24 protein-coding genes are annotated in these 25965 nt (G+C 72.8%); 11 read left to right on the top strand and 13 right to left on the bottom strand.

The genetic code is table 11. The annotated features are described in order from the left end of the window. Window positions 1-193 precede the first annotated feature (193 nt). Complete coding sequence (mgrA, locus tag ACZ62B_RS38735) at window positions 194-1186, bottom strand: L-glyceraldehyde 3-phosphate reductase (protein ID WP_344569701.1); 993 nt, start codon at window positions 1184-1186, stop codon at window positions 194-196. A gap of 127 nt (window positions 1187-1313) precedes the next feature. Between mgrA and ACZ62B_RS38730 the strand changes: the two genes are divergently transcribed. Both ACZ62B_RS38730 and ACZ62B_RS38725 read left to right on the top strand, forming a co-directional pair. Beyond that, complete coding sequence (locus tag ACZ62B_RS38730) at window positions 1314-2198, top strand: LysR family transcriptional regulator (RefSeq protein WP_344569573.1); 885 nt, start codon at window positions 1314-1316, stop codon at window positions 2196-2198. A gap of 27 nt (window positions 2199-2225) precedes the next feature. Next, entirely contained in the window at window positions 2226-2741 is a 516-nt protein-coding gene (locus tag ACZ62B_RS38725; RefSeq protein WP_344569571.1) for a mycothiol transferase, read from the top strand. Here ACZ62B_RS38725 and ACZ62B_RS38720 read toward each other — a convergent pair. From ACZ62B_RS38720 to ACZ62B_RS38705, 4 genes are all read right to left on the bottom strand, one after another. Then, window positions 2723-3793 carry an adenosine deaminase gene (locus ACZ62B_RS38720; protein WP_468728645.1) on the bottom strand — a complete coding sequence of 357 codons (1071 nt, stop codon included), beginning with the start codon at window positions 3791-3793 and terminating at the stop codon, window positions 2723-2725. The two genes, ACZ62B_RS38725 and ACZ62B_RS38720, sit on opposite strands and share 19 nt — an antisense overlap. A gap of 46 nt (window positions 3794-3839) precedes the next feature. Then, complete coding sequence (locus ACZ62B_RS38715) at window positions 3840-4235, bottom strand: VOC family protein (RefSeq protein ID WP_344569567.1); 396 nt, start codon at window positions 4233-4235, stop codon at window positions 3840-3842. A 104-nt stretch (window positions 4236-4339) separates the two neighbouring features. Further along, window positions 4340-5707 carry a phosphoinositide-specific phospholipase C-related protein gene (locus ACZ62B_RS38710; RefSeq protein WP_344569565.1) on the bottom strand — a complete coding sequence of 456 codons (1368 nt, stop codon included), beginning with the start codon at window positions 5705-5707 and terminating at the stop codon, window positions 4340-4342. Window positions 5708-5812: 105 nt separating this feature from the next. Further along, window positions 5813-6703, bottom strand: coding sequence for a glycoside hydrolase family 19 protein (locus ACZ62B_RS38705; protein ID WP_344569563.1), 891 nt, complete (start codon window positions 6701-6703; stop codon window positions 5813-5815). Between the two features lie 350 nt (window positions 6704-7053). Here ACZ62B_RS38705 and ACZ62B_RS38700 point away from each other — a divergent pair, with 350 nt between their 5' ends. Both ACZ62B_RS38700 and ACZ62B_RS38695 read left to right on the top strand, forming a co-directional pair. Further along, window positions 7054-7494: an SPW repeat protein gene (locus tag ACZ62B_RS38700; RefSeq protein WP_344569561.1), complete on the top strand. Its 441-nt coding sequence runs from the start codon at window positions 7054-7056 to the stop codon at window positions 7492-7494. A gap of 129 nt (window positions 7495-7623) precedes the next feature. Further along, complete coding sequence (locus ACZ62B_RS38695) at window positions 7624-7887, top strand: GlsB/YeaQ/YmgE family stress response membrane protein (protein WP_344569700.1); 264 nt, start codon at window positions 7624-7626, stop codon at window positions 7885-7887. Between the two features lie 19 nt (window positions 7888-7906). Here the strand turns inward: ACZ62B_RS38695 and ACZ62B_RS38690 are convergent, their stop codons facing one another. Together ACZ62B_RS38690 and ACZ62B_RS38685 are read right to left on the bottom strand one after the other, a co-directional pair. Beyond that, on the bottom strand, window positions 7907-8866 hold the full coding sequence (locus tag ACZ62B_RS38690; RefSeq protein WP_469693954.1) for an NAD-dependent epimerase/dehydratase family protein: 960 nt from the start codon (window positions 8864-8866) through the stop codon (window positions 7907-7909). Between the two features lie 433 nt (window positions 8867-9299). Then, window positions 9300-10085 carry a GNAT family N-acetyltransferase gene (locus tag ACZ62B_RS38685; RefSeq protein WP_468728629.1) on the bottom strand — a complete coding sequence of 262 codons (786 nt, stop codon included), beginning with the start codon at window positions 10083-10085 and terminating at the stop codon, window positions 9300-9302. Between the two features lie 82 nt (window positions 10086-10167). On the opposite strand from ACZ62B_RS38685, the gene ACZ62B_RS38680 reads away from it, so the two are divergent. Beyond that, on the top strand, window positions 10168-10653 hold the full coding sequence (locus ACZ62B_RS38680; RefSeq protein WP_344569555.1) for a nucleoside deaminase: 486 nt from the start codon (window positions 10168-10170) through the stop codon (window positions 10651-10653). A gap of 31 nt (window positions 10654-10684) precedes the next feature. Here the strand turns inward: ACZ62B_RS38680 and ACZ62B_RS38675 are convergent, their stop codons facing one another. Then, window positions 10685-11320 (bottom strand): chaplin, encoded by a 636-nt coding sequence (locus ACZ62B_RS38675; protein ID WP_469693951.1) that lies wholly within the window; start codon window positions 11318-11320, stop codon window positions 10685-10687. Window positions 11321-11593: 273 nt separating this feature from the next. Here ACZ62B_RS38675 and ACZ62B_RS38670 point away from each other — a divergent pair, with 273 nt between their 5' ends. From ACZ62B_RS38670 to ACZ62B_RS38660, 3 genes are all read left to right on the top strand, one after another. Beyond that, on the top strand, window positions 11594-13195 hold the full coding sequence (locus tag ACZ62B_RS38670) for an alpha/beta hydrolase (RefSeq protein WP_468728622.1): 1602 nt from the start codon (window positions 11594-11596) through the stop codon (window positions 13193-13195). 78 nt (window positions 13196-13273) lie between these two features. Next, window positions 13274-14368 (top strand): baeRF3 domain-containing protein, encoded by a 1095-nt coding sequence (locus tag ACZ62B_RS38665; protein ID WP_468728619.1) that lies wholly within the window; start codon window positions 13274-13276, stop codon window positions 14366-14368. 295 nt (window positions 14369-14663) lie between these two features. After that, window positions 14664-16064 carry a PP2C family protein-serine/threonine phosphatase gene (locus tag ACZ62B_RS38660; RefSeq protein ID WP_344569547.1) on the top strand — a complete coding sequence of 467 codons (1401 nt, stop codon included), beginning with the start codon at window positions 14664-14666 and terminating at the stop codon, window positions 16062-16064. A gap of 27 nt (window positions 16065-16091) precedes the next feature. Here the strand turns inward: ACZ62B_RS38660 and ACZ62B_RS38655 are convergent, their stop codons facing one another. Further along, entirely contained in the window at window positions 16092-17582 is a 1491-nt protein-coding gene (locus tag ACZ62B_RS38655; protein ID WP_344569545.1) for a DNA-binding protein NsdB, read from the bottom strand. Window positions 17583-17816: 234 nt separating this feature from the next. Here ACZ62B_RS38655 and ACZ62B_RS38650 point away from each other — a divergent pair, with 234 nt between their 5' ends. Next, complete coding sequence (locus ACZ62B_RS38650) at window positions 17817-18929, top strand: aminoglycoside phosphotransferase family protein (RefSeq protein ID WP_468728614.1); 1113 nt, start codon at window positions 17817-17819, stop codon at window positions 18927-18929. A 323-nt stretch (window positions 18930-19252) separates the two neighbouring features. Then, a complete protein-coding gene (locus ACZ62B_RS38645; protein WP_344569539.1) occupies window positions 19253-21163 on the top strand; it encodes an N-acetylmuramoyl-L-alanine amidase in 1911 nt (636 codons plus the stop codon). 54 nt (window positions 21164-21217) lie between these two features. Here ACZ62B_RS38645 and ACZ62B_RS38640 read toward each other — a convergent pair whose 3' ends face one another. The 4 genes from ACZ62B_RS38640 to ACZ62B_RS38625 all read right to left on the bottom strand — a co-directional run bounded on the left by ACZ62B_RS38640 (window position 21218) and on the right by ACZ62B_RS38625 (window position 23813). Further along, the gene (locus ACZ62B_RS38640; protein WP_085575422.1) at window positions 21218-21715 is read right to left on the bottom strand and encodes a glycosyltransferase family protein; all 498 of its coding nucleotides are present in this window, start codon (window positions 21713-21715) and stop codon (window positions 21218-21220) included. A gap of 57 nt (window positions 21716-21772) precedes the next feature. Next, window positions 21773-22375, bottom strand: coding sequence for a CGNR zinc finger domain-containing protein (locus tag ACZ62B_RS38635; RefSeq protein WP_344569536.1), 603 nt, complete (start codon window positions 22373-22375; stop codon window positions 21773-21775). Between the two features lie 159 nt (window positions 22376-22534). After that, window positions 22535-23440, bottom strand: coding sequence for a universal stress protein (locus ACZ62B_RS38630; RefSeq protein ID WP_469693946.1), 906 nt, complete (start codon window positions 23438-23440; stop codon window positions 22535-22537). Between the two features lie 130 nt (window positions 23441-23570). Further along, window positions 23571-23813 (bottom strand): DUF397 domain-containing protein, encoded by a 243-nt coding sequence (locus tag ACZ62B_RS38625; RefSeq protein WP_030862688.1) that lies wholly within the window; start codon window positions 23811-23813, stop codon window positions 23571-23573. A 451-nt stretch (window positions 23814-24264) separates the two neighbouring features. Here ACZ62B_RS38625 and ACZ62B_RS38620 point away from each other — a divergent pair, with 451 nt between their 5' ends. Continuing rightward, window positions 24265-25827 (top strand): alkaline phosphatase family protein, encoded by a 1563-nt coding sequence (locus tag ACZ62B_RS38620; protein ID WP_382052655.1) that lies wholly within the window; start codon window positions 24265-24267, stop codon window positions 25825-25827. The last annotated feature ends 138 nt before the right edge of the window (window positions 25828-25965 follow it).

Here is a 25965-nt window from a genome sequence, read left to right as displayed (position 1 = left end):
GCATCAAGAGGGGCTGAGAGCGCTGGAGAGCCGTGATCGTGAGCAGGGGGAGGTGGGACGGCTCCCCCCCCCCCCCCCCCCCCCCCCCTCCCCCCCCCCCCCCCCCCCCCCCCCCCCCCCCCCCCCTTCTCCCTCCCCCCCCCCCCCCCCCCCCCCCCCCCCCCCCCCCCCCCCCGCGACCGTACCGGTGGGGCTACTGCTTCACGACCGCGTCGATGCGGGCCAGCTCGTCCTCGGTGAAGTCGAGGTTCCGGGTGGCCGCGACGCTGTCCTCGAGCTGCTGCGGGCTGCTCGCGCCGACCAGGGCGGAGGTGAGGCGGCCGCCGCGCAGCACCCAGGACAGCGCCATCTGCGCCAGGGTCTGGCCGCGCGAGGAGGCGATCTCGTCGAGCGCGCGCAGCCGGCCCACCAGCTCCCCGGTGACGGCGTCGGTGTTCAGGAAGGGACTGTCGCTCGCGGCCCGGGAGTCCTCGGGGATGCCGTCGAGGTAGCGGGCGGTCAGCAGGCCCTGCTCCAGCGGGGAGTAGGCGATGGAGCCGACCTGGAGCTCGTCCAGGGCGTCCATCAGGCCCTCGTCCTCCGGGCGGCGGTCGAGCATCGAGTAGCGGGGCTGGTTGATCAGCAGCGGGGTGCCCAGCTCACCGAGGATGCGGGCGGCCTCGCGGGTCTGCTCCGCGGAGTAGTTGGACACACCGACGTACAGCGCCTTGCCCTGCTGGACCGCCGAGTGCAGCGCGCCCATCGTCTCCTCCAGCGGAGTCTGGGGGTCGAAGCGGTGCGAGTAGAAGATGTCGACGTGGTCCAGACCCATCCGGCTCAGGCTCTGGTCCAGCGAGGAGAGCAGGTACTTGCGCGAGCCCCATTCGCCGTACGGGCCGGGCCACATCAGGTAGCCGGCCTTGGTGGAGATCACCAGTTCGTCGCGGTACGGCGCGAAGTCCGCCTTCAGCGCCTCGCCGAGGGCGGACTCGGCCGCGCCCGGCGGGGGCCCGTAGTTGTTGGCGAGGTCGAAGTGGGTGACGCCCAGGTCGAAGGCGCGGCGCAGGATGGCTCGCTGGGTCTCGGCCGCACGGTCGGGACCGAAGTTGTGCCACAGGCCGAGCGAGAGCGCGGGGAGCTTCAGACCGCTGCGTCCGGTGCGCCGGTAGGGCATGTCCGCGTATCGGTCGGGGTGTGCGGTGTACAACACGACTCCAGAGGGGTTGGCACACGTCTCGGCGGTTCCGTCGAACCGCCCGTCCACTCTGTCGTGACCTGCGGGCAGTGGTCCAACAGAAGAATCCGATGGGATTCAGCGGATACGCTTCTCAATCATGGAACTGCGTCACCTCCAGCATTTCGTCGCCGTGGCCGAGGACCAGCACTTCACCCGCGCGGCGGAGCGGCTGATGGTCTCCCAGTCGGGCCTGTCCGCGTCCATCCGCGCCCTGGAACGCGAACTGCAGACACCGCTCTTCGTACGGACGACCCGCAGGGTGACGCTCACCGAGGCGGGCCGGGCGCTGCTGGCGGAGGCCGAACGGATCCTGGCGCAGGTGCGGGCGGCGCACGAGGCGGTGGCCGCGGTGCAGGGCGTGCTGCGCGGCACCCTCGCGCTGGGCGCCGAGCAGTGCATCGCCGGGGTGAACGTGGCGGAGCTGCTCGCCACGTTCCGGCGGCTCCACCCGGACGTGGAGATCCGGCTGCGCCAGTGGGGCTCGGCCGCGCTGGCGGAGGAGGTCGCGGCGGGGCGGCTGGACCTGGCCTTCGCCTACCGGACGGAGGCGGACCCGGAGCAGCTGCGGTCGGTGCCGCTGACCAGTGAGCCGATGACCGTGCTGTGCCACCCGGACCACCGGCTCGCACGGGCGGGGGCACCGCTGACCCCGCACGACCTGGCCGACGAGGTCTTCGTCGACTTCCACCCGGACTGGGGTCCGCGCCGCGCCACCGACGCCGCCTTCGCCGCCGCGGGCGTACGGCGCACGGTGGCGCTGGAGGTGAACGACGTGCACAGCCTGCTCGACCTGGTCGACGAGAACCTGGGCGTCGCCGTCGTGCCGCGGCACTTCCGGCACAAGCGGGAGGCCCTCACCGCGCTCCCGCTGAAGGACACCGGGGAGGCGGTGTACGAGACGGTCGCCCTGGTGCCGTCACCGCGGGCGACGAGCCCGGCGGCGCGGGCGCTGATGGCCCTGTTGGACGACGGGGGCGCGTGAGGCGCGCGGATGCGCGAGGGTGGAGGCATGCATGCCAAGGACATCCTCATCGACGGCTTCGGCCGCATCCGGGAAGAAGTCCACGCCGCCGTCGAGGGCCTCGGCCCCGACGCGCTCAACGCCCGGCCCGGCCCCGACGCGAACTCCGTCACCTGGCTGGTCTGGCACCTCACCCGGGTCCAGGACGACCACGTCGCCGACGCCTTCGGACTCGACCAGGTGTGGCTCTCCCAGGGCTGGGAGAAACGCCTGGACCTCGGCCTGCCCCGCCGCGACACGGGGTACGGCCACACCTCGGCGAAGGTCGCCGAGGTACGGGTCGACGACGGCGGTCTGCTGACCGGCTACCACGACGCGGTGCACGAGCAGACCCTCGGCGCGCTGCGCACGGTGGCCGCCAAGGACCTGGAACGGGTGGTCGACGAGGGCTGGGATCCCCCGGTGACCCTGGGCGTACGGCTGGTCAGCGTCCTGTCCGACGATCTTCAGCACGTCGGACAGGCCGCGTACGTACGGGGGCTGGTTCAGAGCACCCCGTCATAGCCGGGCAGGACCACGTCCCGGATGAGCGCGTTCCGCTCGTCGAACGGCAGGAACGCGCTCTTCACGGCGTTCACCGTGACCGTGCGCAGGTCCTCGGCCGTCCAGCCGGCCTGCTCGACCAGCAGGGACATCTCCCGCGTCATGGTGGTGCCCGAGACCAGACGGTTGTCGGTGTTGAGGGTGACGCGGAAGCCGAGGTCCTTCAGCGCGGTGACCGGGTGCTCGGCGATCGACGTCGCGGCGCCGGTCTGGAGGTTGGAGGTGGGGCACATCTCCAGCGCGATCCGGCGGTCGCGGACCCAGCCGGCGAGACGGCCGAGCTTGCCCTCCACGATGTCCTCGGTGATCCGCACCCCGTGCCCGATGCGCTGGGCGCCGCACACCTGGAGCGCCTGGTGGATGCTGGGCAGGCCGTGGGCCTCACCGGCGTGGATGGTGAAGGGCACGTTCTCGCGGCGCAGGTGCGCGAAGGCGTCGAGGTGGTCGGCGGGCGGGAAGCCGTCCTCGGCGCCCGCGATATCAAAGCCGACGACCCCGGCGTCCCGGAAGGCGACGGCCAGGTCGGCGGCCTCGCGGACCCGGTCGAACATCCGCATGCCGCAGAGCAGGGTGCCGACCCGGACGGGCGTCCCGGCGGCGGCCGCCTTGGTCATGCCGGCGGCGAGGCCCTCCTGGACGGTCTCCACGACCTCGCTCATCGTCAGCCCGCCCCTGGTGTTCAGCTCGGGGGCGTAGCGCACCTCGCCGTAGACGACACCGTCGGCGGCCAGGTCGAGCACGTACTCCTCGGCGGTGCGCAGCAGGCCCTCGCGGGTCTGCATGACGGCGAGGGTGTGCTCGAAGGTGGCGATGTAGCGGACCAGGTCGCCGGAGTTCGCGGCCTCGACGTACCAGGCGGCGAGCTCGTCGGGATCGGTGGTGGGCAGGGTGTGGCCGACGGCCTCCGCCAGTTCCACGACGGTCGCGGGGCGCAGACCGCCGTCGAGGTGGTCGTGCAGCACCGCCTTGGGGAGGCGGCGGAGAGTCTCGGAGTCCATGCGCGTAGATGACATGTGCGGTCGTTCCTCAGCGGGTCGTTCGGCAAAAGGGCGGAGCGGATCAGGGGGCGGCCGGCTGGAGCAGGTCCCAGCGGTTGCCGTACAGGTCCTGGAAGACGGCGACCGAGCCGTACGGCTCGTGGCGCGGCTCCTCCAGGAAGGTCACGCCTGCGGCGGTCATACGGGCGTGGTCACGGGCGAAGTCGTCGGTGTGCAGGAAGAAGCCCACCCGCCCGCCGGTCTGGTCGCCGACCCTGGCCCGCTGGCCCTCCCCCTTGGCGCGGGCGAGCAGCAGTCCCGCGCCGGTGTGCCCGGCGTCCGGTTCGACGACGACCCAGCGGCCGCCGTCGGGCCGGGGCGCGTCCTCGGCCAGCCGGAAACCGAGCGCCTCGGTGTAGAAGCGGATCGCCTCGTCGTAGTCGTCGACGACGAGGGTGACCAGGGGGATGCGTCTCATCGTGACCTCTCGAAGGGGATTGACCGGAGAGGTTATACGTAAAACTGCCGAACGCGCCAGTCCCGCTCCGGGACCGGCGGCCCGGAGCGGGACCGGTGGGGCGGCTACGGATACGCGTAGGTGTTGAGGGCGGCGACGGCGGCCGCCGGGTCGCCGAGGTCGTAGCGGTCCACGGCGAGGTAGTTGGGCTTCTTGCGGGCGGCCGGCCCGCAGAACCGGCGGGCGCGGTCGGCGAGCTTGGAGTTGTCCGTGCCGGCGGTGGAGGTGATCGTGGTGTCCCGGAAGTGGTTCATGACGAACAGGGGGCGGAAGCCGGGTTCGGTGCGGGTCAGCGGGATGTTGGTGCCCGCGTCGTACCACCGGCTGTAGCAGGACCAGTCGGAGGTGCCGACGCCCGGGCCCATGGACCAGTGGTTCTCGACGGTCCATTCGCGCTGGTACATCACGCCGAAGGTGTCCCGGGTCGTTCCGGCGGCCCGGTCGGCGGCGCGGCTGTGGTCGGTGAGGATCAGCAGCCGCTGCCCGGCGGCGGTCAGCTCCCCCATGGTCGGCCAGCCGTTCTCCCGGACGCCGGTGCGGTCGGGCCGGTAGAGCACGTCCGACAGCCCCTGGACGCGGGCGAGTTCGGCGCGCAGGACGCCCGGGTCGACGTAGTCCTCCAGGAAGACGGTGACGAACTGGTCGGGGTGGGCGCGCAGGAAGTCGACGATCCGCTGGAGGTCCACCCACAGGGCGACGGGCCTGCTGACCAGGGTGCAGCTGTTGTGGCAGAGGATCGCGCCGTCCGGGGTCTGGTGGATGTCCAGCATGAATCCGCGGACGCCGTCGGCCAGTTGGCGCTCGATGCCCCGGTTCTGGTTGGGGAAGAGGTCGATGAAGGGCGGGGCGAAGCCGCCGTCGACGCCGTTGGCGTAGGCGTTGTGGGCGGTGAGGAAGGTGACCTCGTCCAGGGTGCGCAGGTCCCACGGCGGCAGGGAACGGGTCGCCGGGTCGACCGGGGTCAGGTACCAGGCGGCGAGGTCGCCCGTGCCGCTGCCGACGGCGAGCGGGGCGGGATGGCCGGCACCGGGGGGCTTCGGGGCGACGGTGAGGCGGCGGTCGGTGCCGGGAACGGTGAGCGTGAACCGGTCCGCGCCCACGGGGACGATCTCCCAGCGCGCCTCCGGGCTCGCGCAGGCGACGGTCCGGGCCTGGCCGCCGGTGCGGCCGAGGCAGGTACCGGGGCTGTCGGTGTTCTCCAGGGTGCCGTCGGCTCCCAGGTTCCACTGCTGACGGTCCTCGTCGCCGCGCGGTCTGTGCTGCTCGACCGCCCCGGAGGTGTCGGCGGCGTTCAGTCCGGTCGTCGCGCTCTGGACGTAGTAGGCGCCGGGCGGCGGAACCGACGCGGCGGCGGCAGGTACGGGCGCCACGACCGTCGCGGCCAGCGCGGCGGCCGTGACGGTCGTGGCGAGCAGGGCGTGGGGGGTGCGCATGGCGGCTGCCCTTCGTCCGGGGGACGGCCCGCGCACGTGCGGTGCGCGGGCCGCGGTCCGAGCGTCTTAGGTCAGGTGCATGACACCACGCCGAGCGGTCGGACGTCAGCAGTACAGATTGCCGCCGGGTGACGTTCCGAGGATCTGGGTGAACTGCTGGTACTTGCTCACCCTGCTCTGCACCTGCGCCGGGTTCTTGCCGTCGCACTCCACCCAGCCGTTGATGGCGCGGATCGTGTGGCCGAATCCGGCCTGGTTGACCATGGCACTGTGCGCGGTCATCGTCCCGGGACCCCGCTGGGTGTTCCAGTACCACAGGGCCGTCTTCCAGGCGACGGCGGAGTCGTTCTGCACCAGCCAGGGGTTGTTCAGCAGGTCGATGCCGAGCGCGTCGCCCGCCGCCTTGTAGTTGTAGTTCCAGCTCAGCTGGATCGGGCCGCGCCCGTAGTAGGCGGACTGCCCGGCCGGGCACCCGAAGGGCTGTCCGTAGTCGCAGTAGTGCGGGTAGTTGGCGGTGTTCTGCTCCACGATGTGCACCAGACCGCCGGTCTCGTGGTGGACGTTGGCCAGGAAGGCGGCGGCCTCCTGCTTCTTCACCGCGTCGCCGCCCGTGGTGGCGAAGCCGGGGTAGGCGCTCAGGGCGGCGGTGAGACCGCTGTAGCTGTAGAACGAATTCCGGTTCGGGAACATCTGGTTGAACTGCGCCTCGGTCACGACGAAGTTGCCGACGGGCGTTCCGGGGCCGTTGTCACAGGCGTACGGCTCCCAGTACCAGGTGCTGATGATCGGGTCGTAACCCGGATTGGCGTGCTCGGCGATGTACGCCCGGCCGTCGGTGTAGCGCACGATGTCACCGGCGTTGTACGACCTCCCGGCCACCCAGTTCGGATAACTGGAGCACGTGGCGGCGGAGGCGGAGGCGGCGGGGAGCAGCACCGGCGCGCCGCCGGCGAGGACGAGGGCGGCGGTCACGGCGGCGATGCGTCTTCTCGACAAGGGAACAACTCCTTCGCGGAACGCGGCCGCTCCCGGACGAGGACATGCCCGAGCGGGGCCTCGCCCGCACATGCCGGCGGGGCCGGTCACGGCGGTGGGGGCGGCCGTGGTGGGGGGTGTGAGAGCACACTCAACCGCTTTGGTCTGTACCAGTCAAGGGTTTAGACCAGTCATCTGACGCGGACATGCCGGTAGGTCGGCGGCGGTCGACGCCTGGACGAAGTCGGGCCGGAGCGGAGCCCTCGCGAGCTCTACACATAAAGGGGAAATAAGAGCAGAATGCATTTATGCGGCTTTTACCGCATACCGCACCAGACGCGGTCAGGCCCGCTAGTCGAAGGAGACGACTCATGGCCAACGTCTCACATCCGCGCGGTGACATCACGAGCCACCCCGATGCCCCGGAGATGCGGGCACGGTACGACCGTATGCTCGGGGGTCGCGATGTGGCCCTCGTGGACGGACCGGTGTTCCTGCTCGGTCTCTACTGTGCGGTGTCCCCGTGGATACTCCACTACACGACGAGCCAGCCCGCGCTCGTGGCCCACAACCTGATCGTGGGCATCGCGATCGGCCTGCTCGCCCTGGGGTTCACCGCGGCCCCGGCACGCATGTACGGCCTCAGCGGGGCCATGTGCGCCCTGGGCCTGTGGATGATCATCTCGCCATGGATCGTCGGCACCGACCCCGACGCCGGCGTCATCTGGAACAACGTCGTCATCGGCGCCCTCACCCTGATCCTGGGCACGGCCTGCGCCGCCACGGCCGTCAAGAGCGGCCGCCGGTCGTAGGAGGACCGTGAAAGGAGCCGGACGCCGGCCCGCGTCGACCGCGGGCCGGCGTTTCCGCGTCCGGGCGGGACTGCCCCGGCGGCCTGGGGGCATACGCAGTGCAGCGGAGGTCAGGAGAAGAGGGGCGAGATGGAGATCGACGGCATCATCAGCGCCATCGTCATCGGTATCGTCATCGGCGTCCTGGGCCGGCTCGTGGTCCCGGGCCGCCAGCGCATCGGGATCCTCTGGACGATTCTCGTCGGCATCGCCGCCGCACTGATCGGCTCGGCGGTCGCCGCGGCCTTCGGAGTGGCCGACACCGAGGGCGTCGACTGGGTGGAGTGGCTGGTCCAGATCGGCCTCGCCGCACTGGGAGTGGCCGCGCTGGACCGCGCGAAGGCCGGCCGCTGACGGAATCCGGCGGCCCGCGTCAGCGGCGGGACAACCACTGCTCGTACCAGGTCACCGTGGCGTCCACGGTCTCCTCGATCGGCGTCGGCGTCACGCCGAAGGTCCGCTCGAAGGCCGAGGAGTCCATGATCTGCGGCTCGGTGTACTGGTAGAACATCTCGGCGAGTTCGGCCATGAAAACCTCGTCGAACGGGCCGAAGGGACGCGGCTCCTCCAGGACGACCACGTTCAGGGGCCGGCCGGTCCGCTTCTCGATCATGGTGTGGATCTCGCGGGTGCTGACGGCGGGCGCGGTGGGCAGGTGCCACACCCGCCCGTCGCCCTCGGGCCGCTCGCCGAGGGTGGCCAGGCCGGCCGCCACGTCCATGATGTTGGTGTAACTGTGCGGCAGGTCCAGGTCACCCGCCCCCATCACCTCGCCACCGGTGAGCGCCCCCGGGAACACGGCGCCGCCGAGGGAGGAGTTGAGCACGCCGGGACCGACGAAGTCGGCGGAGCGGCCGAGGACCACCCGGGCGCGGCCCTCCCGGTGCGCGGCGAGATACCGCTCGTCGAGCGTCGCGCGCATCCGGCCCTTGCGGCTGGTCGCCCGCCAGGGGGTGTCCTCGGTCATCACCGCTCCCCCGGTCGGGCCGTACGGGTAGATCGTGTCGAGGACGACGAGCCGGGCTCCGGACTCCTCGACGGCGGCGAGCACCGCTTCCTGGATCCGCGGCATCACCTCGACCTGCAGGTGATAGGCGACGTTGGCGCAGTGGTACACCACGGCGGCGCCGGCTACGGCCGCGCGTGCGCCGTCGACGGTGCCGACGTCGGCGGCATGCCGCCGGACTCCCTCGATCGCGGGTCCGTCCCCCTTCCGGTCGACGAGCCGTACGGCGTGACCGCGCCGGGCGAGCTCCCGGGCGAGGGTGGTTCCGGCGGGGCCGGATCCCAGGACGACGTGCAGGGGGTGGGTTTCGGGGGTGGCGGCGGACATGACGGCCTCCTCGGCAGCGAACAGGAGGGGTCACTTAATGACCCTCACTACTGTTAGAGACTATAACTCTCACGACGCCCCCTAGCAAAGAGCCGCCTGACGGCCCGCCCCCGGCCACCCCAGCTCTCCGCCCTCCGCTCTCCGCCCCCAGCTCTCCTCTCCGCCCCCAGCTCTCCGCCCTCCGCGGGCAGCCGCGTCCCGCGCGCCCCGCTCTCCGCGGGCAGTCGTGCCGCAGGGCGGCACGGGTGGGCGCGACGGCACCCCGCCAGCGCCGGGCTGCGCGACCTCCCCCCGCCCCGCACCGGCACCGCTGACCGGTGCTGGCCGGGTGCAGCTGTACTCACCGGCGCTCGCCGGGTGCCGCTGCGCCCACCCGTGCCGCCCCAGCGGCACGACTGCCCGCAGCTACGGGGGGCGGTGCGGCTGCCCGCGGTTAGTGGTTCGGGTAGACGTACGGTGTGGTCGTCGTCAGAGGGGTGAAGCCGAGGCGTTCCAGGATGGGGCGGCTCTGGCTGGAGGCGTCGACCTGGAGGTAGCGGTAGCCGAGGTCCGCCGCGACCCGGGCCCGGTGGGCGACCAGCGCGCGGTAGACGCCCCGCCCACGCCAGTGCCGTACCGTGCCGCCACCCCACAGCCCGGCGAACGAGGTACCCGGCACCAGCTCCATGCGCGCCGCGCTCACCGGCTCGTCCCCCGCCAGCGCCACGACGGCGACGACGCTGTCGGGGGCGGTGGTGAGCCGGTCGAGCAGATACCGGTGGAACCGTGAGGCATCGGTGCCGAACGCCTTCGCCTGCGCGTCGGCCATCAGGTCGGCACCCGCCCGGTCGGTGACCCGCACGACGCGGACGCCCTCGGGCGGCTCGGTGCCGAGGGCGAGACCGGCGACCTCGGCCACCATGAGCGTCTCGACCGGCTCGGGGGTGAATCCGGCCGCCACGAGCCGCTGTCCGAGGTCCACCGGCAGGTCGTGCCCGTACAGCTTCCACTCGAACTCGCGGCCGATCCCGGTGAAGTACGCGATCTGCTCCGCGATCGCCGCGTCCGCGTCCGCGCCCGCCTCCTCCAGCGCGGACCAGACGACACCGTTCCAGCCGTGCGCGGGGCCCACATGGCGCACCACGGCGCCGACCCGCTCGACCTCCGAACCGGGGCCGTCGGGCCGCACCCCCTCACGCATCTCACGGTCGAACAGGGCGAGTACGGCGGCTTCATCCATGCGGCAGACCCCACCACGGGGCGGTGCCCGGGGCAACGGGATTACCGTTGCTGTCGTTCAAGCGTCGTGAGGAGGCCGGACCATGGTCGTGCGGGATGAGGAACTGCCGTATCTGCGGCGTTGTGTGGAACTGGCGGCCGAGGCGCTGGAGTCCGGCGACGAGCCGTTCGGTTCGGTGCTGGTGGCCGGGGACGGCACCGTGCTCGCCGAGGACCACAACCGCGTGGCCTCCGGCGACCGCACCCGGCACCCCGAGTTCGAGCTGGCGCGCTGGTCGGCGGCGCACATGAGCCCCGCCGAACGGGCCGCGGCCACGGTGTACACCTCCGGTGAGCACTGCCCGATGTGCGCCGCCGCCCACGCCTGGGTGGGCCTCGGACGCATCGTGTACGTCGCCTCCTCCGAGCAGCTGGCGTCCTGGCTCGCCGAGCTGGGGGTGCCCGCCCCGCCGGTGCGGACGCTGCCCGTCGCCGAGGTCGCCCCGGGCGTGACCGTGGCCGGACCCGTCCCCGGACTGGCGGACGAGGTCGAGGAGTTGCACCGGCGGTTCCACCGCGGACGCGGCTGACCCACGGGGGCCGGTCGTTTCTCCGGACGGTTCAGCCGTACGTCCGCAGGCGGGCGCGGCGGTACAGGGCGACTCCGCTCAGGAAGAGCGCGGCGCCGGTGCCGAGGACCGGGAGCGTCCGGTCGGCGCCCGTGTCGGCGAGGGCGGCGGTGTGCGGCGGGGCCGCGTGCGGCGCCGGGTCGGGGAGGGTGCGCGGCGGCGCGGCGGGCTCGGGTCCGTCCGGGCGGTCGGGCCGTTCGCCGGAGGTGTTCGTGGAGGTGTTGCCGACCGACGCGTTGCCGGCGCCGGCCACGTTCACGCTGTTCCCGCTGACGTTGACCGGAAGATCCACCGGCGTCTGCACCCCGTTGCCGGACAGCACGCCCGGCGAGTCCTGCGCCTCGGCCACGGCGGAGGACCCCGCCGCCGAGCCGCCCCGCTCGCCCGTGTCCTCGTTGACGCAGGTGTTGCCCGCGGCGGGGTTGAGCAGGCCCACCACGTTCACCGTGTTCCCGCACACGTTCACCGGGATGTGGACCGGGAGCTGGACGGTGTTCCCGGACCCCACGCCGGGCGAACCGGCCGTGATCCCCTCCGCCCCGGCATCGGCGTACGCCGGTACCGCCACGGCCATCGCGCCCGACGCCGCGGCGACGGCGATCACGCCCTTTCGGGTGACCCGTCTCATCGGTTCCCTGCCTTCCAGAGATGGTCGCGGGCGTTCGCCCGCACCGGATAGAACGCGGCTGCGGCATCCGGGTTATGGCTCATCCGTATGCCGCAGCCGGTTCACCCCATCGGGCGTCCCGCCGCTCGAACGCCGGGCAAAGGCCGTCGAACCCATGGCGGCCGGACACCGGACCGGGGCGCCCGGCCGGCCGCCGCGAGGCCGGCGGGCGGGAGCCCCGGGGCCCGCTTATGGTGGGCGAGGGCGCAGGTCGGGACGTCCCTGGAGGCATCGATGCTGGCCAAGCTCTCCCAGCGACCCTCGGTCCGGCACCGCGCGGTGCGGTCCTCGGTCCCGCGCTGCGCGGCCGCCGGGGCGGTCGGGCTGGCCCTGCTGGGCACGGGGCTGACGGCCACCGGCCGGACGGATCCCGGCCTCGACCGGTTCTACGACCAGAAGGTCACGTGGGCGGCCTGCGAGAGCGCGGACCTGCCGAAGGACATGCAGTGCGGGACGGTCACCGTGCCGCTCGACTACGCGAAGCCCGACGAGGGCACCCTCGAACTGGCCCTCGCCCGCTACCGCGCCTCCGGCGACCCGCGGGGCTCGGTGCTGCTGAACTTCGGCGGACCGGGCGGTTCGGGGGTGATGGGACTCGCCGGCGGCCGCGAGGACTTCCTGGGCCTGACCGAGGACTACGACGTGGTCTCCTTCGACCCGCGCGGCGTCGGCCGTTCCGCACCGGTCAGCTGCGGCGCCGACGCCACCGGTCAGGCGCTGGAGGCCACCGACGGCGAGGAGACGGCGGACCCGCGCGACACGCTCCGCAAGCTGCGCGAGGTGGCCGCCGAGTGCGCCGAGCACTCGGGCCCGGTCCTCGACCACATCGGCACCGTGGACGTCGCGCACGACCTGGACGTGATGCGTCAGGCGCTCGGTGACGAGAAGCTCAACTACCTGGGATTCTCGTACGGGACCCGGCTCGGCGCGGTGTACGCCGCCAAGTTCCCCGACAGGGTCGGCCGCATGGCACTGGACGGCGTGGACACGCTGACCGAGCCGCTGGCCGAGCAGGGGCTGGCCGGTGCCAAGGGGCAGCAGACCGCGCTGGACAACTTCCTCACGTGGTGCACCGAGGAGCTCGCCTGTCCGTTCGGGCAGGACGCGCGCACGGCCCGCACACAGGTCGTGGAGCTGGTCGACTCGCTCGACGAGAACCCGGTGCCGACCGACTTCGGTTACGAGTTCACCGGTCAGGACCTGGCCGGCGCCATCGGGCAGGGCCTCTACACCAAGGAGATGTGGCCGCTGCTGCAGCGGGCGCTCGCCCAGCTCGTGGAGGACGGGGACACCCGCGGGGTGGAGGCCCTCGCGACCGGAGGGATGGCGCCGCCCGTCCCCCAGCGGGGCGACCACCCCCTCGTCGACGAGGAGGACGTGCCCCTGGACAACCTGCCGGCGGCGCTGATGGCGGTGAACTGCGCGGACGACCCCGACCGTCCGGACGCCGAACGGCTGACCCGGGACCTGGCCCGGCTGCGCGGCGCCTACGAGGAGGCCTCCCCGGTCTTCGGGCGGTACCGGCTCGCCCAGGTGGTGCTGTGCTACGGCCGCCCCAAGGGGACCGACTACATCCGCGAGCGGGTCAAGGACCTCGACACGCCGAAGATGCTGCTGGTCGGCACCCGGGGCGACCCGGCCACGCCGTACCGCTGGACGGTGGAGACGGCCGAGCGGCTCGGCTCCTCCGCCGTGGTGCTGGACAACCGGGCCGAGGGGCACACCGGCTACGGGTCGTCCGAGTGCGTCCACCGCAAGATCGACGACTTCCTGCTCTACGGCTCCCTGCCGCGCAGCGGCAGTTCCTGCGGAGCCGAGGACGACGGCCGCCTCTGAACGGCGGCCCGGCCCCGAAGACGCACAGGCCGTTTTGCCCCGAATGCCCTGTCGGGGAATCCGCCCTATGGTGCTGTCATGGAGCACGATCTGAGTCCCGCGACCCTTGCCGAGCTTCGTCGCCCGCGCCCCTACCCCGCGGTGTCCGTGCTGACGCCGACGCACCGGCGCGAGCCCCTCAACACCCAGGACGCCGTCCGGCTGCGCAACGCGGTGGCCGAGGCCAAGAAGAAGCTGGAGGCCGATCCCGCGGTCACCCGGGACCGGCGCAACGATGTGTCCCGGCAGCTCGACCGGGCCCTGACCGAGGTCGATCTGTCGCACTCGGAGGACGGCCTGGTCATCTTCGCCGCCCCCGGCGAGCACCAGGTGTGGTCGCTCGCCCGCGCCGTGCCCGAGCGCATCGTCCTCTCGGACACCTTCCTGACCCGCAACCTCGTCTCCGCCCACACGGCGCAGCGGCCGTTCTGGGTGCTGTCCGTCTCCGCCGACCGGTGCACCCTGTGGAGCGGCGGCGTGGACCGGGTCGTCGAGGAACGCGCCGGGGGCTTCCCGCTGGTCCGGGAGCAGCGGAACTTCGACCCCGAGCGGCAGGAGCAGGTCGGCGACCAGCCGAGCAACTTCCGGGACGAGGACACCCGTCGGTTCCTGCGCGAGGCGGACACCGCGATGGGGAGGCTGCTGCGCGACCACCCGCGACCGCTGTACGTCACCGGTGAGCCCGCCGCCCTGTCCCTGCTGTGCGAGGCCGGCAGCGTGGCCAGGGACGCCGTGCACGTGCCGCACGGCGGGCTGGCGCACGGCACGCACGAGGCGGTCTGGCAAGCCGTGCGGCCGGTGCTGGAGGACGAGGCCCGCAAGAGCACCGAGGACGTGGCCCGGTCGCTGGAGTCGGCCCGGGGGCGCAAGGAGTTCGCGGCCGGCGTCGACGAGCTGTGGCAGAACGCCCGGGAGGGCCGGGTCCGGCTGCTGGCCGTGGAGGAGAACTACCGGATCACGGTGCGCGACGCCGGCGAGCATCTGATCGTCGCCGAGGACGGTGACCTGGACGCCCGCGCGGACATCGTGGACGAGATCGTGGAGCAGTGCCTGGAGACCGGCGCCGAGGTCCGCTTCGTCCCGGACGGGGCGCTCGGGGACGCGGACGGGATGGCGGCGGTGCTGCGCTACTGAGGACGGGGCGACCCACCGGTCACTCGCACCCAAACACTTGTCCGTCGAACGTGTGAATGGGTGGTGACCGGTGACCGACGGAACGTCAGATCACTTGCGTACCATGGGAGTTGAGACGCCGACAGCGCCTCTGACGTATTCCCGCGGGTAACCCGGCGAAGACGGTGGCATATGCCGTGGGCACCGCCTTATCGTGTGTTGCCGAATCCCTTACAGGCCGTCGCGGGCTGTGCGACAGTCGTAACGGCCCCTCCCTCCGCCTGAAGGCCGTACCGTTCCCGCATCGGAGTGCGTCATGCCGTCCCACCTCTCCGCGGACCGTCCAGCCGCCCTGCCGCCAGGACGCGGTCCGGTCGACGCGCTCATCTCGCAGACCCGGCGACTCAAGGGCGAGGTGGACGCCGTACGCCGGGACACCCCGGCCGACACGGAGGACCCGCGGGAGCGCTGGCGGCGCGCGCTGTACGACCTGGCGCTGCACCAGCTCGACGACCTGGACGGGCACCTGGCGCAGCTGCGGGACGACCCGCTCCCCGTGCCGGGCCCGGCGTCGGCGCCGCACGACGCCCTGCTCAGCCGGGTCGGCAGCGCGGAGTGGGACCTGCTCACGGACGAGGTGCGCTGGTCCGGGGAGCTGTACCGGATCCTGGGCCGCGACCCGGCCGCCGCGCCGCTCACCCTCGACGAACTGCCCTCGCTGGTGCTGGAGGAGGACCGGCCCGGACTGACCGCGATGGTCACGGGCTGTCTGGTCGACGCCCGGCCCATCGACGGGGAGTTCCGTGTCGTACGCCCGGACGACGGCGTACGGACCGTGCACATGATGGGCGAACCGGTACTCGGTGCCGACGGCAGCACCGCCTCGATGTGGGCGGTACTGCGCGACGTCAGCGAACTGCGCCGCTGCCGGCTGGCGGTGAGCGAGACCCGTGACTCGCTGCACCGCCGGCGGCACGCCGCCGCGCGGACCGAGCACCGGCTCGCGGTCGAGCTGCAGGAGGCCGTGCTGCCGACGTGGCACGGCCCCCTGCGGCTCCCGCAGGCCGGCCCGGGGACCCTCGGCCTCGCCGCGGCCCACCTGCCGCCGTCGGCGCACGCACGGATCGGCGGGGACTGGTACGACGCCCTGGAACTGCCCGACGGCACGACGCTGCTCAGCGTCGGCGAGCTGACCGGACACGGCGTCGGCGCCGCCTCGGGCATGGCGATGCTGCTCGGCGCCGTGCGCGGCATGGCGATGACCGGCACCGCGCCGGGACCGCTGCTGGCCTGCCTCAACCGGTTGCTGGACACCACCGCGCAGCCGGCCCTGGGCAGCGCCGTCTGTCTGCGCTACCGGCCCGAGACCCGCTCACTGCTGTGGGCGCAGGCCGGGCACCCCGTCCCGCTGCTGTTCCGCGGCGGAACGGGGCGGGCGCTGGACGCGCCGGACGGCGTACTGCTCGGCGCCACCTCGGGCGCCTCCTACGGACAGGCCGAGGAGAGCCTCGAAGCCGGCGACGTGCTGCTGCTGCACACCGACGGGCTGGTGCCCGGGCACGCCGGAGCCACGGCCGTGCACCGTCTGCTCGAACTGGCCCCGCGCTTCGCCGCGGCCCGCACCGCACAGGACTGCGTCCGGGCGGTCGCGGAGGAGTTCGGCGAGCGGGAGCGCGACGACGCCGCCTGTGTGCTCGTCGCCCGGGTCGCCCCGTAGCGGTCCGCGCCGGGCCGGGCCGCCCCCTCACGCCTGGGCGGTGCCGCCCTTGCCCCTGGGCCTGGGCAGCACCAGTTCGATCTCCTCCCTGAGCTCCTGGATCCTCGGGTACGTGGCGTACTCGGCGGTGAGCCGGTACATCTGGCGCAGCCGGTCCCAGGTGCGGCGCGAGGAGTTCTGCCCCATCGACACCAGAGCCAGGCGCGCGAACCGGTCCGCCTGTTCGGGGTCGTCGGCGATGAAGCACGCGGAGGCCATGGACAGGAAGTCGAAGATCTTCGACCGCTGCTGCGCGTCGACCCGCAGCGCCAGCGCCTTGTCCGCGTAGTGCTGGGCGTGCGTGGCTGCGTCCGGCTCGAACTCCGCGAGCGTCCGGTACGCCAGGGCCTGCATGCCGTACAGATCCGCCTCGTTGAACAGTTGCATCCAGTTCGGCGGGGGCACGTCCCCCTTGTCGGAGACGAACAGGTCCTCCGCCTGTCCCAGGGTGCGGCGCATCGCCTGGCCCTTGCCCATGGACGCCTGCGCCCACGCCTCGATGGTGTGGAACATGGCGCGGGTGCGCGGCAGGACCTCCTCGCCCGAGCCGGACTGGGCGAGCTTCATCAGGTCCATCGCCTCGTCGGGCCGGCCCAGGTGCACCATCTGCCGGGCCGCCCGGGACAGGGCCTCACCGGCGCGCGGCCGGTCGCCGCCCTCCCGGGCCGCGTGGGCGGCGATGACGAAGTACTTCTGGGCCGTGGGTTCCATGCCGACGTCGTGCGACATCCAGCCGGCGAGGACGGCGAGGTTGGCGGCGACGCCCCACAGGCGCCGCTGGAGATGGGGTGGGTGGTGGTAGGCGAGCATGCCGCCCACCTCGTTGAGCTGGCCGACCACCGCCTTGCGCTGGAGACCGCCGCCGCGGGCGGCGTCCCAGGCGCGGAACACCTCCACGGAGCGCTCCAGTTCCTCGATCTCCTGCGACCCGATGGGGGCGGCCTCGTACCGGTCGAACCCGGCGGGGTCGGCGCGCAGGGGGTCGTCGAGTCGGGGAGCGTCGGCGGTCAGGGCCGGATCGGTGTGCAGCCAGTCGTGCATGGCGCTGCTGAGTGCGGAGCCCGCGGTGAGCGCGGCACCCGCGCCCACCAAGCCGCGTCGGTTGAGCATGAGGTCCATTCCCGTGAATTCGGTGAGGACCTCGGCTGTCCGCTCGGGCGCCCACGGCACTCCGTCGGGATGTTCCGCACTCCCGGGGCGTGGCCGTTTCCCCGTACGCCCGTGCCGGACCAGACCGAGATCCTCGATGGTCACGACACGGCCGAGACGCTCGGTGAACAGGGCCGCCAGCACCCGCGGTACGGGATCGCGCGGGATCTCTCCCATGTCGATCCACCGCCGAACCCGGGAGGTGTCGGTCGCCAGCTGGGGGTGGCCCATGGCCGCCGCCTGCCGGTTGACCAGCCTCGCGAGTTCGCCCTTGGACCAGCCGGCCAGGCCGAACAGGTCCGAGAGCCGGGTGTTGGGTTGTCCGCTCACGTCAAGCCCCCAGGTTCTCGGCTGAGTTGACAGTAGCCCGGTGCGGGTTGCCGGGCGACTATTCGCCAGGGTTCGCCAGGGTGCGCCAGATGGTGTGCCAGGGGACATCGGGTGTCGAGTAGGAACGCGCCACCACGACCCCGTCGCACAGGGGCATTCCCCCAGGGTGCGCCCGGGCGGCCGGGCCGGGTGGTGCGCTGACGTCGCAGGCACACGAAGGGATCTGTATCACCCATGTACGCAGCATCGTCCTCCGTGTCCGCCCCGCCCCGGCCGCTGCGCCCCCGTCCGTCGGACAGCGGCCCCTACCTCGCCCCCGCGCGCCCGGCGAACCCCGTCCTCGGCGCCGGCAACGCACGGCGCACCGCGGGACCGGGCACCCAGCCGCTCAGCGGGAGGCTCGATCTGTCCGGCCCGCAGGGCGCCCAGCTGCGCACGGCGATCGCGTCGGTGCACCGCATCTGCCCGGAGTTCGCCCCGGTCCAGGTGCTGCGCCGCACCGGACGGTCCGTCCTGCTGGTCGGCACCACCGGCCGGAGCACCGCGGTCGCCAAGTGCTTAGTGGACCACTCCCCCGCGTGGAGTGAGCGGATCCGCCACGAAATAGCGGCATACCGCTCGTTCGTCCGGCACCGTCCGCCTGTGCGGGCGCCCCGGCTGATCGCGGCGGATCCGGACAACGGCACGCTGGTGATCGAGCGGCTGCCCGGCAGGGTCGCGGCGCTCCAGCGGCACCCGGCAGAGGCACCGCCGCGGGCGGACATCAGGGCGGCACTCGGCGCGGTCTGCCGGCTGAACTCCTGGCGGCCGCCGGCCGGGACGTTCGACGCGCCGCTGGACTACGCGGCCCGTATCTCCCGGTACCACGAACTGGGTCTGCTCACCGACCGGGACCTGGGCGACCTGCAGAAGCTGCTGCACGGCATCGCGCTGGCGACCGGCCGGCAGGGCATGGGCCAGTTCTGCCACGGCGACGCCCTGCTCTCCAACATCCTGATCTCACCGGCCGGTCCGGTGCTGGTGGACTGGGAGCACGCGGGCTGGTACCTGCCGGGGTACGACCTGGCGACGCTGTGGTCGGTCCTCGGGGACGCTCCGGCGGCCCGGCGCCAGATCAGCCAGATCGCCCAGTCGGCGGGACCGGCCTCGCGGGACGCCTTCCTGGTCAACCTGATGCTCGTACTGACCCGGGAGATCCGCACGTACGAGACGGCCGTCCAGCGATCGATGCAGGACACGTCCCCCACGGCCCCGTCCGGCGAGGAACACCGCCTCCTCCTCCGCCGCCTCCACGACGACTGCCAGATGGCCCGCCGAGCGGTACGAGCAGCAGTGGGCACCCGCTGACCACCCCGCCCCGCCAACTGCGGGCAGTCGTGCCGCTGGGGCGATGGGGGCACCTCCCGCTCGAGCGGAGCCGAGAGTGGGGGGAGGTGGGCGCAGCGGCACCCCGTAATCGCCGGGCCGCGCAACACCCCCGCCCCACCACCACTGGCGTACACCACTGACGCACCGCAGGCCCGACACCCACCACCACGAAATCGACGCGCACCCCGATTGACAAGGTAATACGCGCCCCCCTGGGCATGATTGACGGATTATCAGCCGACCGGTACCACTGACGCACCGCTCGGCTCACGTCACACGCCCCACCGTCCCAGGAGGCCGCATTGAGACAACCCGTCCGCATCCTCGCCGCAGCCGCCCTCACCCTCCCCCTGCTCGGTGCCGCCCCCTCCACCGCCCCACCGGGCACCGCCCACCTCCAGCAGGCGTTCGCCACCGCGGCCGCCGAGTACGACGTACCGCAGAGCGTGCTGCTCGGCGTCTCCTACCTCCAGTCCCGCTGGGACGCCCACGCCGGCGCCCCGAGCGTGACCGGCGGCTACGGCCCCATGCACCTCACCGACGCCCGCACCGCCCTCGCCGCCTCCGACCACCACGCCTCGGGCGCGGAGGACCCGCGCGGCGACGAGGCCCGCCCGTCGAAGCGTCCCGAGGCACGAGCGGCACGCGCCGGAGAGCTGCCCGCCCGGCTCACCACCCTGCCGAGAGCCGCCCGCCTGACCGGCCTCAGCCCCGAACGCCTGCGCGAGGACCCGGCGGCGAACGTGGCGGGCGGCGCCGCCCTGCTCGCCGAGGCCCAGCGTCGGCTGGGCGGGCCCGAGAGCGACGACCCCGCCGACTGGTACGCGGCGGTGGCCCTCTTCTCCGGCGCCGACGACACCGCGTCGGCGGTGGCGTACGCGAACGACGTGTACGAGGTGATCCGCGCCGGCGAGGAACGCGTCACCGACGCCGGACAGCAAGTCGCCCTGGCCGCCCGCCCGGGCCTCGCGCCCGACACCGCGGCGCTGGAGCGCGCCGGGCTGCGCACCGCCTCCGCCGCCGGCACGGAGTGCCCGAAGACGGTGTCCTGCGAGTGGATCCCGGCACCGTACGAGGAGTTCGGCGACGGCGACTACGGCAACCACGACCTGGGCGACCGGCCCGCCTCGCAGCGCATCCGGTACATCGTCGTCCATGACACGGAGGGCGCCTGGGAGGGCGTCCTCGACATGGTGCAGGACCCCACCTATGTGTCCTGGCAGTACAGTCTGCGCTCCACGGACGGTCACATCGCCCAGCACGTGAAGGCGAAGGACGTGGCCTGGCACGCGGGCAACTGGTACGTCAACGCGGGGTCGATCGGACTGGAGCACGAGGGTTTCCTGGCGGAACCCGACGCCTGGTACACCGAGGCGATGTACCGCTCCTCGGCCCGGCTGGTGAAGTACCTCGCCGAGAAGTACGACATCCCGCTGGACCGGCAGCACATCCTCGGCCACGACACGGTGCCGGGGACGACCACCGCCACCATCCCCGGCATGCACACCGACCCCGGACCGTACTGGGACTGGCGGCACTACTTCGAACTGCTGGGCAAGCCGCTGAAGGCCACGGCAGGCAAGCACGCGGGCATCGTCACGATCCGGCCCGACTACACCGCCAACCGGCCGGTCTTCACGGGCTGCGAGACCGCGGGCGAGCCGTGCGCCACCCACGGGTCGAGCGCGGTGCGGCTGTACTCCGACCACGACGAGGACTCCCCGCTGATCAGGGACATCGGCCTCGGCTCCGCCCCGACCACCGGGGTGAACGACCTGTCCTCGCGGGTCTCCACGGGCCAGCAGTACGCGGTCGCCGACCGCTGGGGCGACTGGACCGCCATCTGGTACCTCGGCCAGAAGGCCTGGTTCGAGAACCCGAGGAAGCATCCCACCGCGGTGCCCGCGAAGGGCAAGGTCGTCACCCCGAGGAAGGGCCTCGACTCGGTGCCGGTGTACGGAAGGGCGTACCCGGAGAAGGCGGCCTACCCGGAGGGGGTGCCGGCCCAGGCGGTGTCGCCGCTGCCGTACACGGTGCTCAAGGGCCAGAAGTACGTGACCGGGGGCAAGGTGCCCGGCGAGTACTACTACGCGGTGACCTTCGACGAGGCGTCCCATCAGGTGGTGCGGGGCGAGGACCTGTACTACGAGATCCAGTTCGGCCACCGGGTCGGCTTCGTCCGGGCGGCGGACGTGACGGTGACCTCGTCGTAGCGGCGCGAAGGACGTAGCGGGAGGGCCGGGTTCCCACGGAACCCGGCCCTTGTGTCAGCCCTGCTGGAACAGCTCGGCGGGAAGCGGCTTGAGGAGGGCGTACAGGTCGTCGGTGATGGGGCGGTCCCAGGCGGCGATGGTCACCAGGACGTTGTCGCTGCGGTCGAACTGCACGCAGGAGATCCGGCCCTCGGAGAGCTTGACCCGGCGCACGATCAGCAGGTTGTCGCCCTGCATCACCGGCACGTCCTCGGTGCCGACGACGGTGATCTCCTCGTCGTTCTCCAGCGCCAGCAGCAGCTGCCCGACCTCGAAGGGGACCTCGCCCTCCGGGACGTCCCGGGCCGGGGAGCCCTCGGGCAGATTGCCGATGATCATCGCGGGGCCGCGGCCGCCGAACAGGTCGTAACGCAGGAAGACGCCCTGGCAGCTTCCGTCGGGGGCGGGCAGCAGCCCGGCGCCCAGGTTGCCGGGCCAGTCACCCGGGTCCATGGCCAGAACATCGAACTCGGGCCCGGCGGGCGTGGCACTGCGGCGGCGGAGGAACGACATGCCGCCATGGTACGTGCCCGGACCCGCGTATGGACGGTCGGGCGACGCCCGCCTCCGCTACCCGGACCGCCGGTGCCGCTCGTGGTGGCGGGCCACCCGGGCGCGGTTGCCGCAGGAGGGCTTGCACCACTCCTGACGCGGGTGCTCCTTCAGGAAGTAGCGCACGCAGCGGGGGGCGTGGCAGGCGCGGAGGCGTTCGCGGTCGGGTCCGGTGAGGAAGGCGATCGCGGCCTGGGCGAGTACGGCGGTCAGGTCGTGCCCGCCGTCCGGGACGGGCCGTCGGCGGACGACGGGGGCGCGCCCGTCGGACCACTCCAGGACGGGGACGGTGGGGGTGCGGGCGGCGGCGTCGTTCAGCTTGCGCAGGGCCTCGGGGAGGGGCAGGAGGCGGGCCGCGTCCGCGGGGCTCGGTCCGGCCGGGCGGACGGCGTGCGCGAAGAGGGTGCGGACGGCGGCGCGCAGGTCGCGGACACCGGCGAGGTCTTCGGCGTCGGCGACGTAGCGTTCCGCGCCGGCCAGCACCTCCGGGTGCGCCCGCACCCAGCCGGTGAGCCCGCCGGGCTCAGCCAGATCATCGGCGACTCCGCCGTTGCCGTCGTGACGGACGGTGAGGGCGAGGTCCAGGACCAGGTGGGCGTCCGTGATGATCGAGTCCCGCATATCGCTAATGATAAAAGAGTCTGCTGCCATTAGTACCGGGTGCTGCGCTCGGACGGGGACGTCGCACGACTCGGCGCTGCGGGGTGCCTCCCCCACTCTCGGCTTCTCCCCCGCTCTCGGCTTCGCTCGAGCGGGGGGGGGAGGCACGGCTGCCCGCGGCTACGAGGGGGGAGGAACCACCGCGACCGGACTCACCGCGTGGAGCAGCACCGCCTGCGTCACCGACCCCATCATGCGGGCCGGCGCCAGCAGCCGACGCCGATGACGGCCCACGACGACCAGCTCGGCGTCCCGCGACGCGTCGACCAGATGGCCGGCCGCGTCCCCGGGCAGCACGTCGATCCCGGCGGCGACCTCGGGATGCCGCTCCCGGTGCGGAGCGAGGAAGCCGTCGGCGAGAAGACGGGTCTCGTGCTCGACGGCGTCCTGGTCGACCTGCGGCGGAGGCATCTCCCCGGGCAGCATCCAGGTCTGCAGCGGCCACGGATAGGCGGCGAGGACCCGCAGCCGGACACCGCGCAGCGCCGCCTCCGCGAAGGCGAAGGCGAGCGTGGTCTCGTCGGGACTGTCGGCGTTCAGCCCGACCACCACGGGCCGGTCGGCCCCGGCCGACGCCACCTCCTCGTCCCCGCCCCCGCGCCCACGCCCGGGCCGGGGCACGACGACGACCGGGCACTCGGCGTCACGCGCCGCGGCCAGGGAGTTGGACCCGAGCAGCAGACTGGCGAAGCCCCCGCGTCCCCGGGAGCCGAGCACCAGCAGCCGGGCCGTGGCCCCCGCTTCGGGCAGCAGCGCGCCCGGCGCCCCCTCCAGCGCCACGTACTCGGCGGCGGGCAGGCCGCTCCGCTGTGCCAGGTGGCCGCGGACCTGGTCGAGGACCGGGTCCTCGTCGGGGTCGGGCGGCCCGGCCGCCAGGACCTCGGGCTGTGCCCAGGGGGCGTACTGGCGCACGTGCACGATCCGCAGCGGGGCCTCGCGCCGGCGTGCGGCGTCGAGGGCCCACTCCAGGGCGCGCAGGCTGTCGTCCGAACCGTCGACCGCCGCGACGACCGGCTGGGTGTTCATGGTTCCTCGCCTCCGGGATACGACCTTCGGTCCCCGCCCCCGACCAGCCTGACTCAGGCGCGGGCCGGGAACGGCACTTCGGATCGCGTGTCCGGAAAAACGCGCGGAACACCCCCCGCGGCGGCGCCGCTCACGTCAGGTCGAACTCCCCCTCCCGCGCTCCCGACACGAACGCGCCCCACTCGGCGGGGGTGAAGATCAGGGAAGGGCTCTCCGGGCTGCCGCTGTTGCGCATGGCGATGAAGCCCTCCACGAAGGCGATCTGGACATCGCCCAGGCCACGGCTGCTGGACTGCCACTGCGCGTTGCTGAGGTCCAGCTCCGGCTTGTCCCAGCCCGTGAGCGGGCGCTGCTGGGTGGTGCTCTCGGCCACGTCCGTGCTCCTCCCGATTACCGTCGTCCGCGGGCCAGCCTAGCGATCGGTTCCTGCCCCCGACAGGCCGCGAGGAACACCTTTCCGCGAGGACGCCGGGGCGGGCGGAGCAAACGGGGCCGGCGCGCTTTGAACCCACGGCGACGTGCCGACGTACTGGTGTGGGCGGGTCCGCTCACCGGGCCCTGTTCGCCATGCCATCGCAGGACCGCACGGAAGGACCCCCCGGGTGTCGCTCTTCATTCGCCCCCGCCGGCTGCCGGACACCACCGAGGGCGGAGCGGGCCAAGGCGGCGATCCGGCCGCGTCCGCGGAGGGCGTCGGAAGCACACCGCCGGTGGGCACGCCACCGGGCTGGTTCGGCTGGCGGCGCCGGTGGCCTCGTACGGCGCGCGGGGTCACCGTGGGGACGACGGTTCTCGCCGGGGCGCTGGTGCTCTTCGCGTTCCTCATGCCGAACCGGGTGGAGCGCGTCGGCGTCGACGCGTTCGTCCGGCTGCCCGCCGAGGCCGTCCTGCTCGCCGCGCTGCTGCTCGCGCTGCCGTCGAGGTGGCGGCGGACCGGGGCGGCGGTCTCGGGCGTCCTGCTCGGTCTGCTGATCGTCCTGAAGCTCGTGGACATGGGCTTCTACCAGGTGCTGGCCCGGCCGTTCGACCTGGTGCTCGACTGGATCCTGCTGGACGACGCGACGGACTTCGTCCGGGAGTCGTTCGGCCGGGGCGGGCAGGTGCTCGCCGTGGCCGGGGCGATCGTGCTGTTCGTGGCCCTGCTGGTGGTGATGACGCTGGCGACGGTGCGGCTGACCGGTCTGATGGCCCGCCACCGTCCCGTCGCCGTCCGCACGACGCTGGTCCTGGGCGTCGTGTGGATCACCTGTGTCACCCTGGGCGTGCGGGTCACCGGTGTGCCGGTCGCCACCAGGGGCACCTCGGAGATGCTGGGCAACCGGGTGGAGCAGGTGCGGGCGGGGCTGCGTGACGCGCGGGTCTTCGAGAAGGAGGCCGCGGTCGACGCCTTCGCGAAGACGCCGCCCGACCGACTGCTCACCGGGCTGCGCGGCAAGGACGTCCTGTTCACCTTCATCGAGAGCTACGGCCGGGTCGCGATCGACGACCCGGCGATGGCGGGACCGGTCGACGCGGCGCTGAAGGACGGCACCCGGAGGCTCGAGGACGCCGGTTTCGCCTCCCGGAGCGGCTGGCTGAAGTCCCCGGTGACCGGCGCCGGAAGCTGGCTCGCGCACTCCACCTTCCTGTCCGGTCTGTGGATCAAGAACCAGCAGCGCTACCGCAGCCTGACCACCAGCGACCGCATGACCCTCACCAAGTACTTCCGCAAGACCGGCGACTGGCGGACCGTCGGCATCGTGCCCGGGGTGCGGCGGGCCTGGCCGGAGGGCGAGTTCTTCGGCCTGGACCACATCTACGACTCCGAGCACCTCGGCTACCACGGCCCGTACTTCAGCTGGACCCCCGTGCCCGACCAGTTCAGCCTGGAGGCCTTCGAGCGGCTGGAGCACGGCAGGAAGGACCGCGAGCCGATCATGGCGGAGATCATCCTCGCCTCCAGCCACAACCCCTGGTCCCCCATCGCGCACATGATCGACTGGGACGACCTCGGCGACGGCTCGGTGTTCCACGGGATCAAGAAGGAGGGCACGGACCCGAAGGAGGTCTGGAAGGACCCGGAGAAGGTGCGCACCGAGTACCGGAGGGCCATCGAGTACTCGCTGAGCAGCATCACCGAGTGGGTCGAGCGGTACGGCGACGAGAACACGGTCCTGGTCTTCCTCGGCGACCACCAGCCGGTGCCCACCGTCACCGCCGGGAGCACCGACAAGGACGTGCCGGTCACGATCGTCGCCAAGGACCCGAAGGTGCTGGACCGGGTGGCCGGCTGGGGGTGGACCGACGGTCTGAAGCCCGCGCCGGACGCTCCGCGCTGGGGCATGGACAAGTTCCGCGACCGCTTCATGACGGCCTACGGCCCGCGGGGCGAGGGGGTGCGCCGGTGAGGGGTTTCGCCCCCGCCGCCCTTACCCGTCCCATCCCGGGGGCGCTGCCCCCGGACCCCCGCTCCTCAAACGCCGGAGGGGCTGGATGTCAGCCCCTCCGGCGTTTGAGGAGCGGGGTCTGGGGCGGAGCCCCAGGTC

The organism is Streptomyces sp. NPDC053426 (genome assembly GCF_055585405.1).
Note: the sequence above shows the minus strand (reverse complement) of the source record. Positions and strands in the feature narration are given on the sequence as shown.

Coding starts and splice junctions, on each gene's coding strand:
- ACZ62B_RS38730 (WP_344569573.1), top strand. CDS start 1,314: ATGGAACTGCGTCACCTCCAGCATTTCGTCGCCGTGGCCGAGGACCAG.
- ACZ62B_RS38725 (WP_344569571.1), top strand. CDS start 2,226: ATGCATGCCAAGGACATCCTCATCGACGGCTTCGGCCGCATCCGGGAA.
- ACZ62B_RS38720 (WP_468728645.1), bottom strand. CDS start 3,793: ATGTCATCTACGCGCATGGACTCCGAGACTCTCCGCCGCCTCCCCAAG.
- ACZ62B_RS38715 (WP_344569567.1), bottom strand. CDS start 4,235: ATGAGACGCATCCCCCTGGTCACCCTCGTCGTCGACGACTACGACGAG.
- ACZ62B_RS38710 (WP_344569565.1), bottom strand. CDS start 5,707: ATGCGCACCCCCCACGCCCTGCTCGCCACGACCGTCACGGCCGCCGCG.
- ACZ62B_RS38700 (WP_344569561.1), top strand. CDS start 7,054: ATGGCCAACGTCTCACATCCGCGCGGTGACATCACGAGCCACCCCGAT.
- ACZ62B_RS38695 (WP_344569700.1), top strand. CDS start 7,624: ATGGAGATCGACGGCATCATCAGCGCCATCGTCATCGGTATCGTCATC.
- ACZ62B_RS38690 (WP_469693954.1), bottom strand. CDS start 8,866: ATGTCCGCCGCCACCCCCGAAACCCACCCCCTGCACGTCGTCCTGGGA.
- ACZ62B_RS38685 (WP_468728629.1), bottom strand. CDS start 10,085: ATGGATGAAGCCGCCGTACTCGCCCTGTTCGACCGTGAGATGCGTGAG.
- ACZ62B_RS38680 (WP_344569555.1), top strand. CDS start 10,168: ATGGTCGTGCGGGATGAGGAACTGCCGTATCTGCGGCGTTGTGTGGAA.
- ACZ62B_RS38675 (WP_469693951.1), bottom strand. CDS start 11,320: ATGAGACGGGTCACCCGAAAGGGCGTGATCGCCGTCGCCGCGGCGTCG.
- ACZ62B_RS38670 (WP_468728622.1), top strand. CDS start 11,594: ATGCTGGCCAAGCTCTCCCAGCGACCCTCGGTCCGGCACCGCGCGGTG.
- ACZ62B_RS38665 (WP_468728619.1), top strand. CDS start 13,274: ATGGAGCACGATCTGAGTCCCGCGACCCTTGCCGAGCTTCGTCGCCCG.
- ACZ62B_RS38660 (WP_344569547.1), top strand. CDS start 14,664: ATGCCGTCCCACCTCTCCGCGGACCGTCCAGCCGCCCTGCCGCCAGGA.
- ACZ62B_RS38650 (WP_468728614.1), top strand. CDS start 17,817: ATGTACGCAGCATCGTCCTCCGTGTCCGCCCCGCCCCGGCCGCTGCGC.
- ACZ62B_RS38640 (WP_085575422.1), bottom strand. CDS start 21,715: ATGTCGTTCCTCCGCCGCCGCAGTGCCACGCCCGCCGGGCCCGAGTTC.
- ACZ62B_RS38635 (WP_344569536.1), bottom strand. CDS start 22,375: ATGCGGGACTCGATCATCACGGACGCCCACCTGGTCCTGGACCTCGCC.
- ACZ62B_RS38630 (WP_469693946.1), bottom strand. CDS start 23,440: ATGAACACCCAGCCGGTCGTCGCGGCGGTCGACGGTTCGGACGACAGC.
- ACZ62B_RS38620 (WP_382052655.1), top strand. CDS start 24,265: ATGCCGAACCGGGTGGAGCGCGTCGGCGTCGACGCGTTCGTCCGGCTG.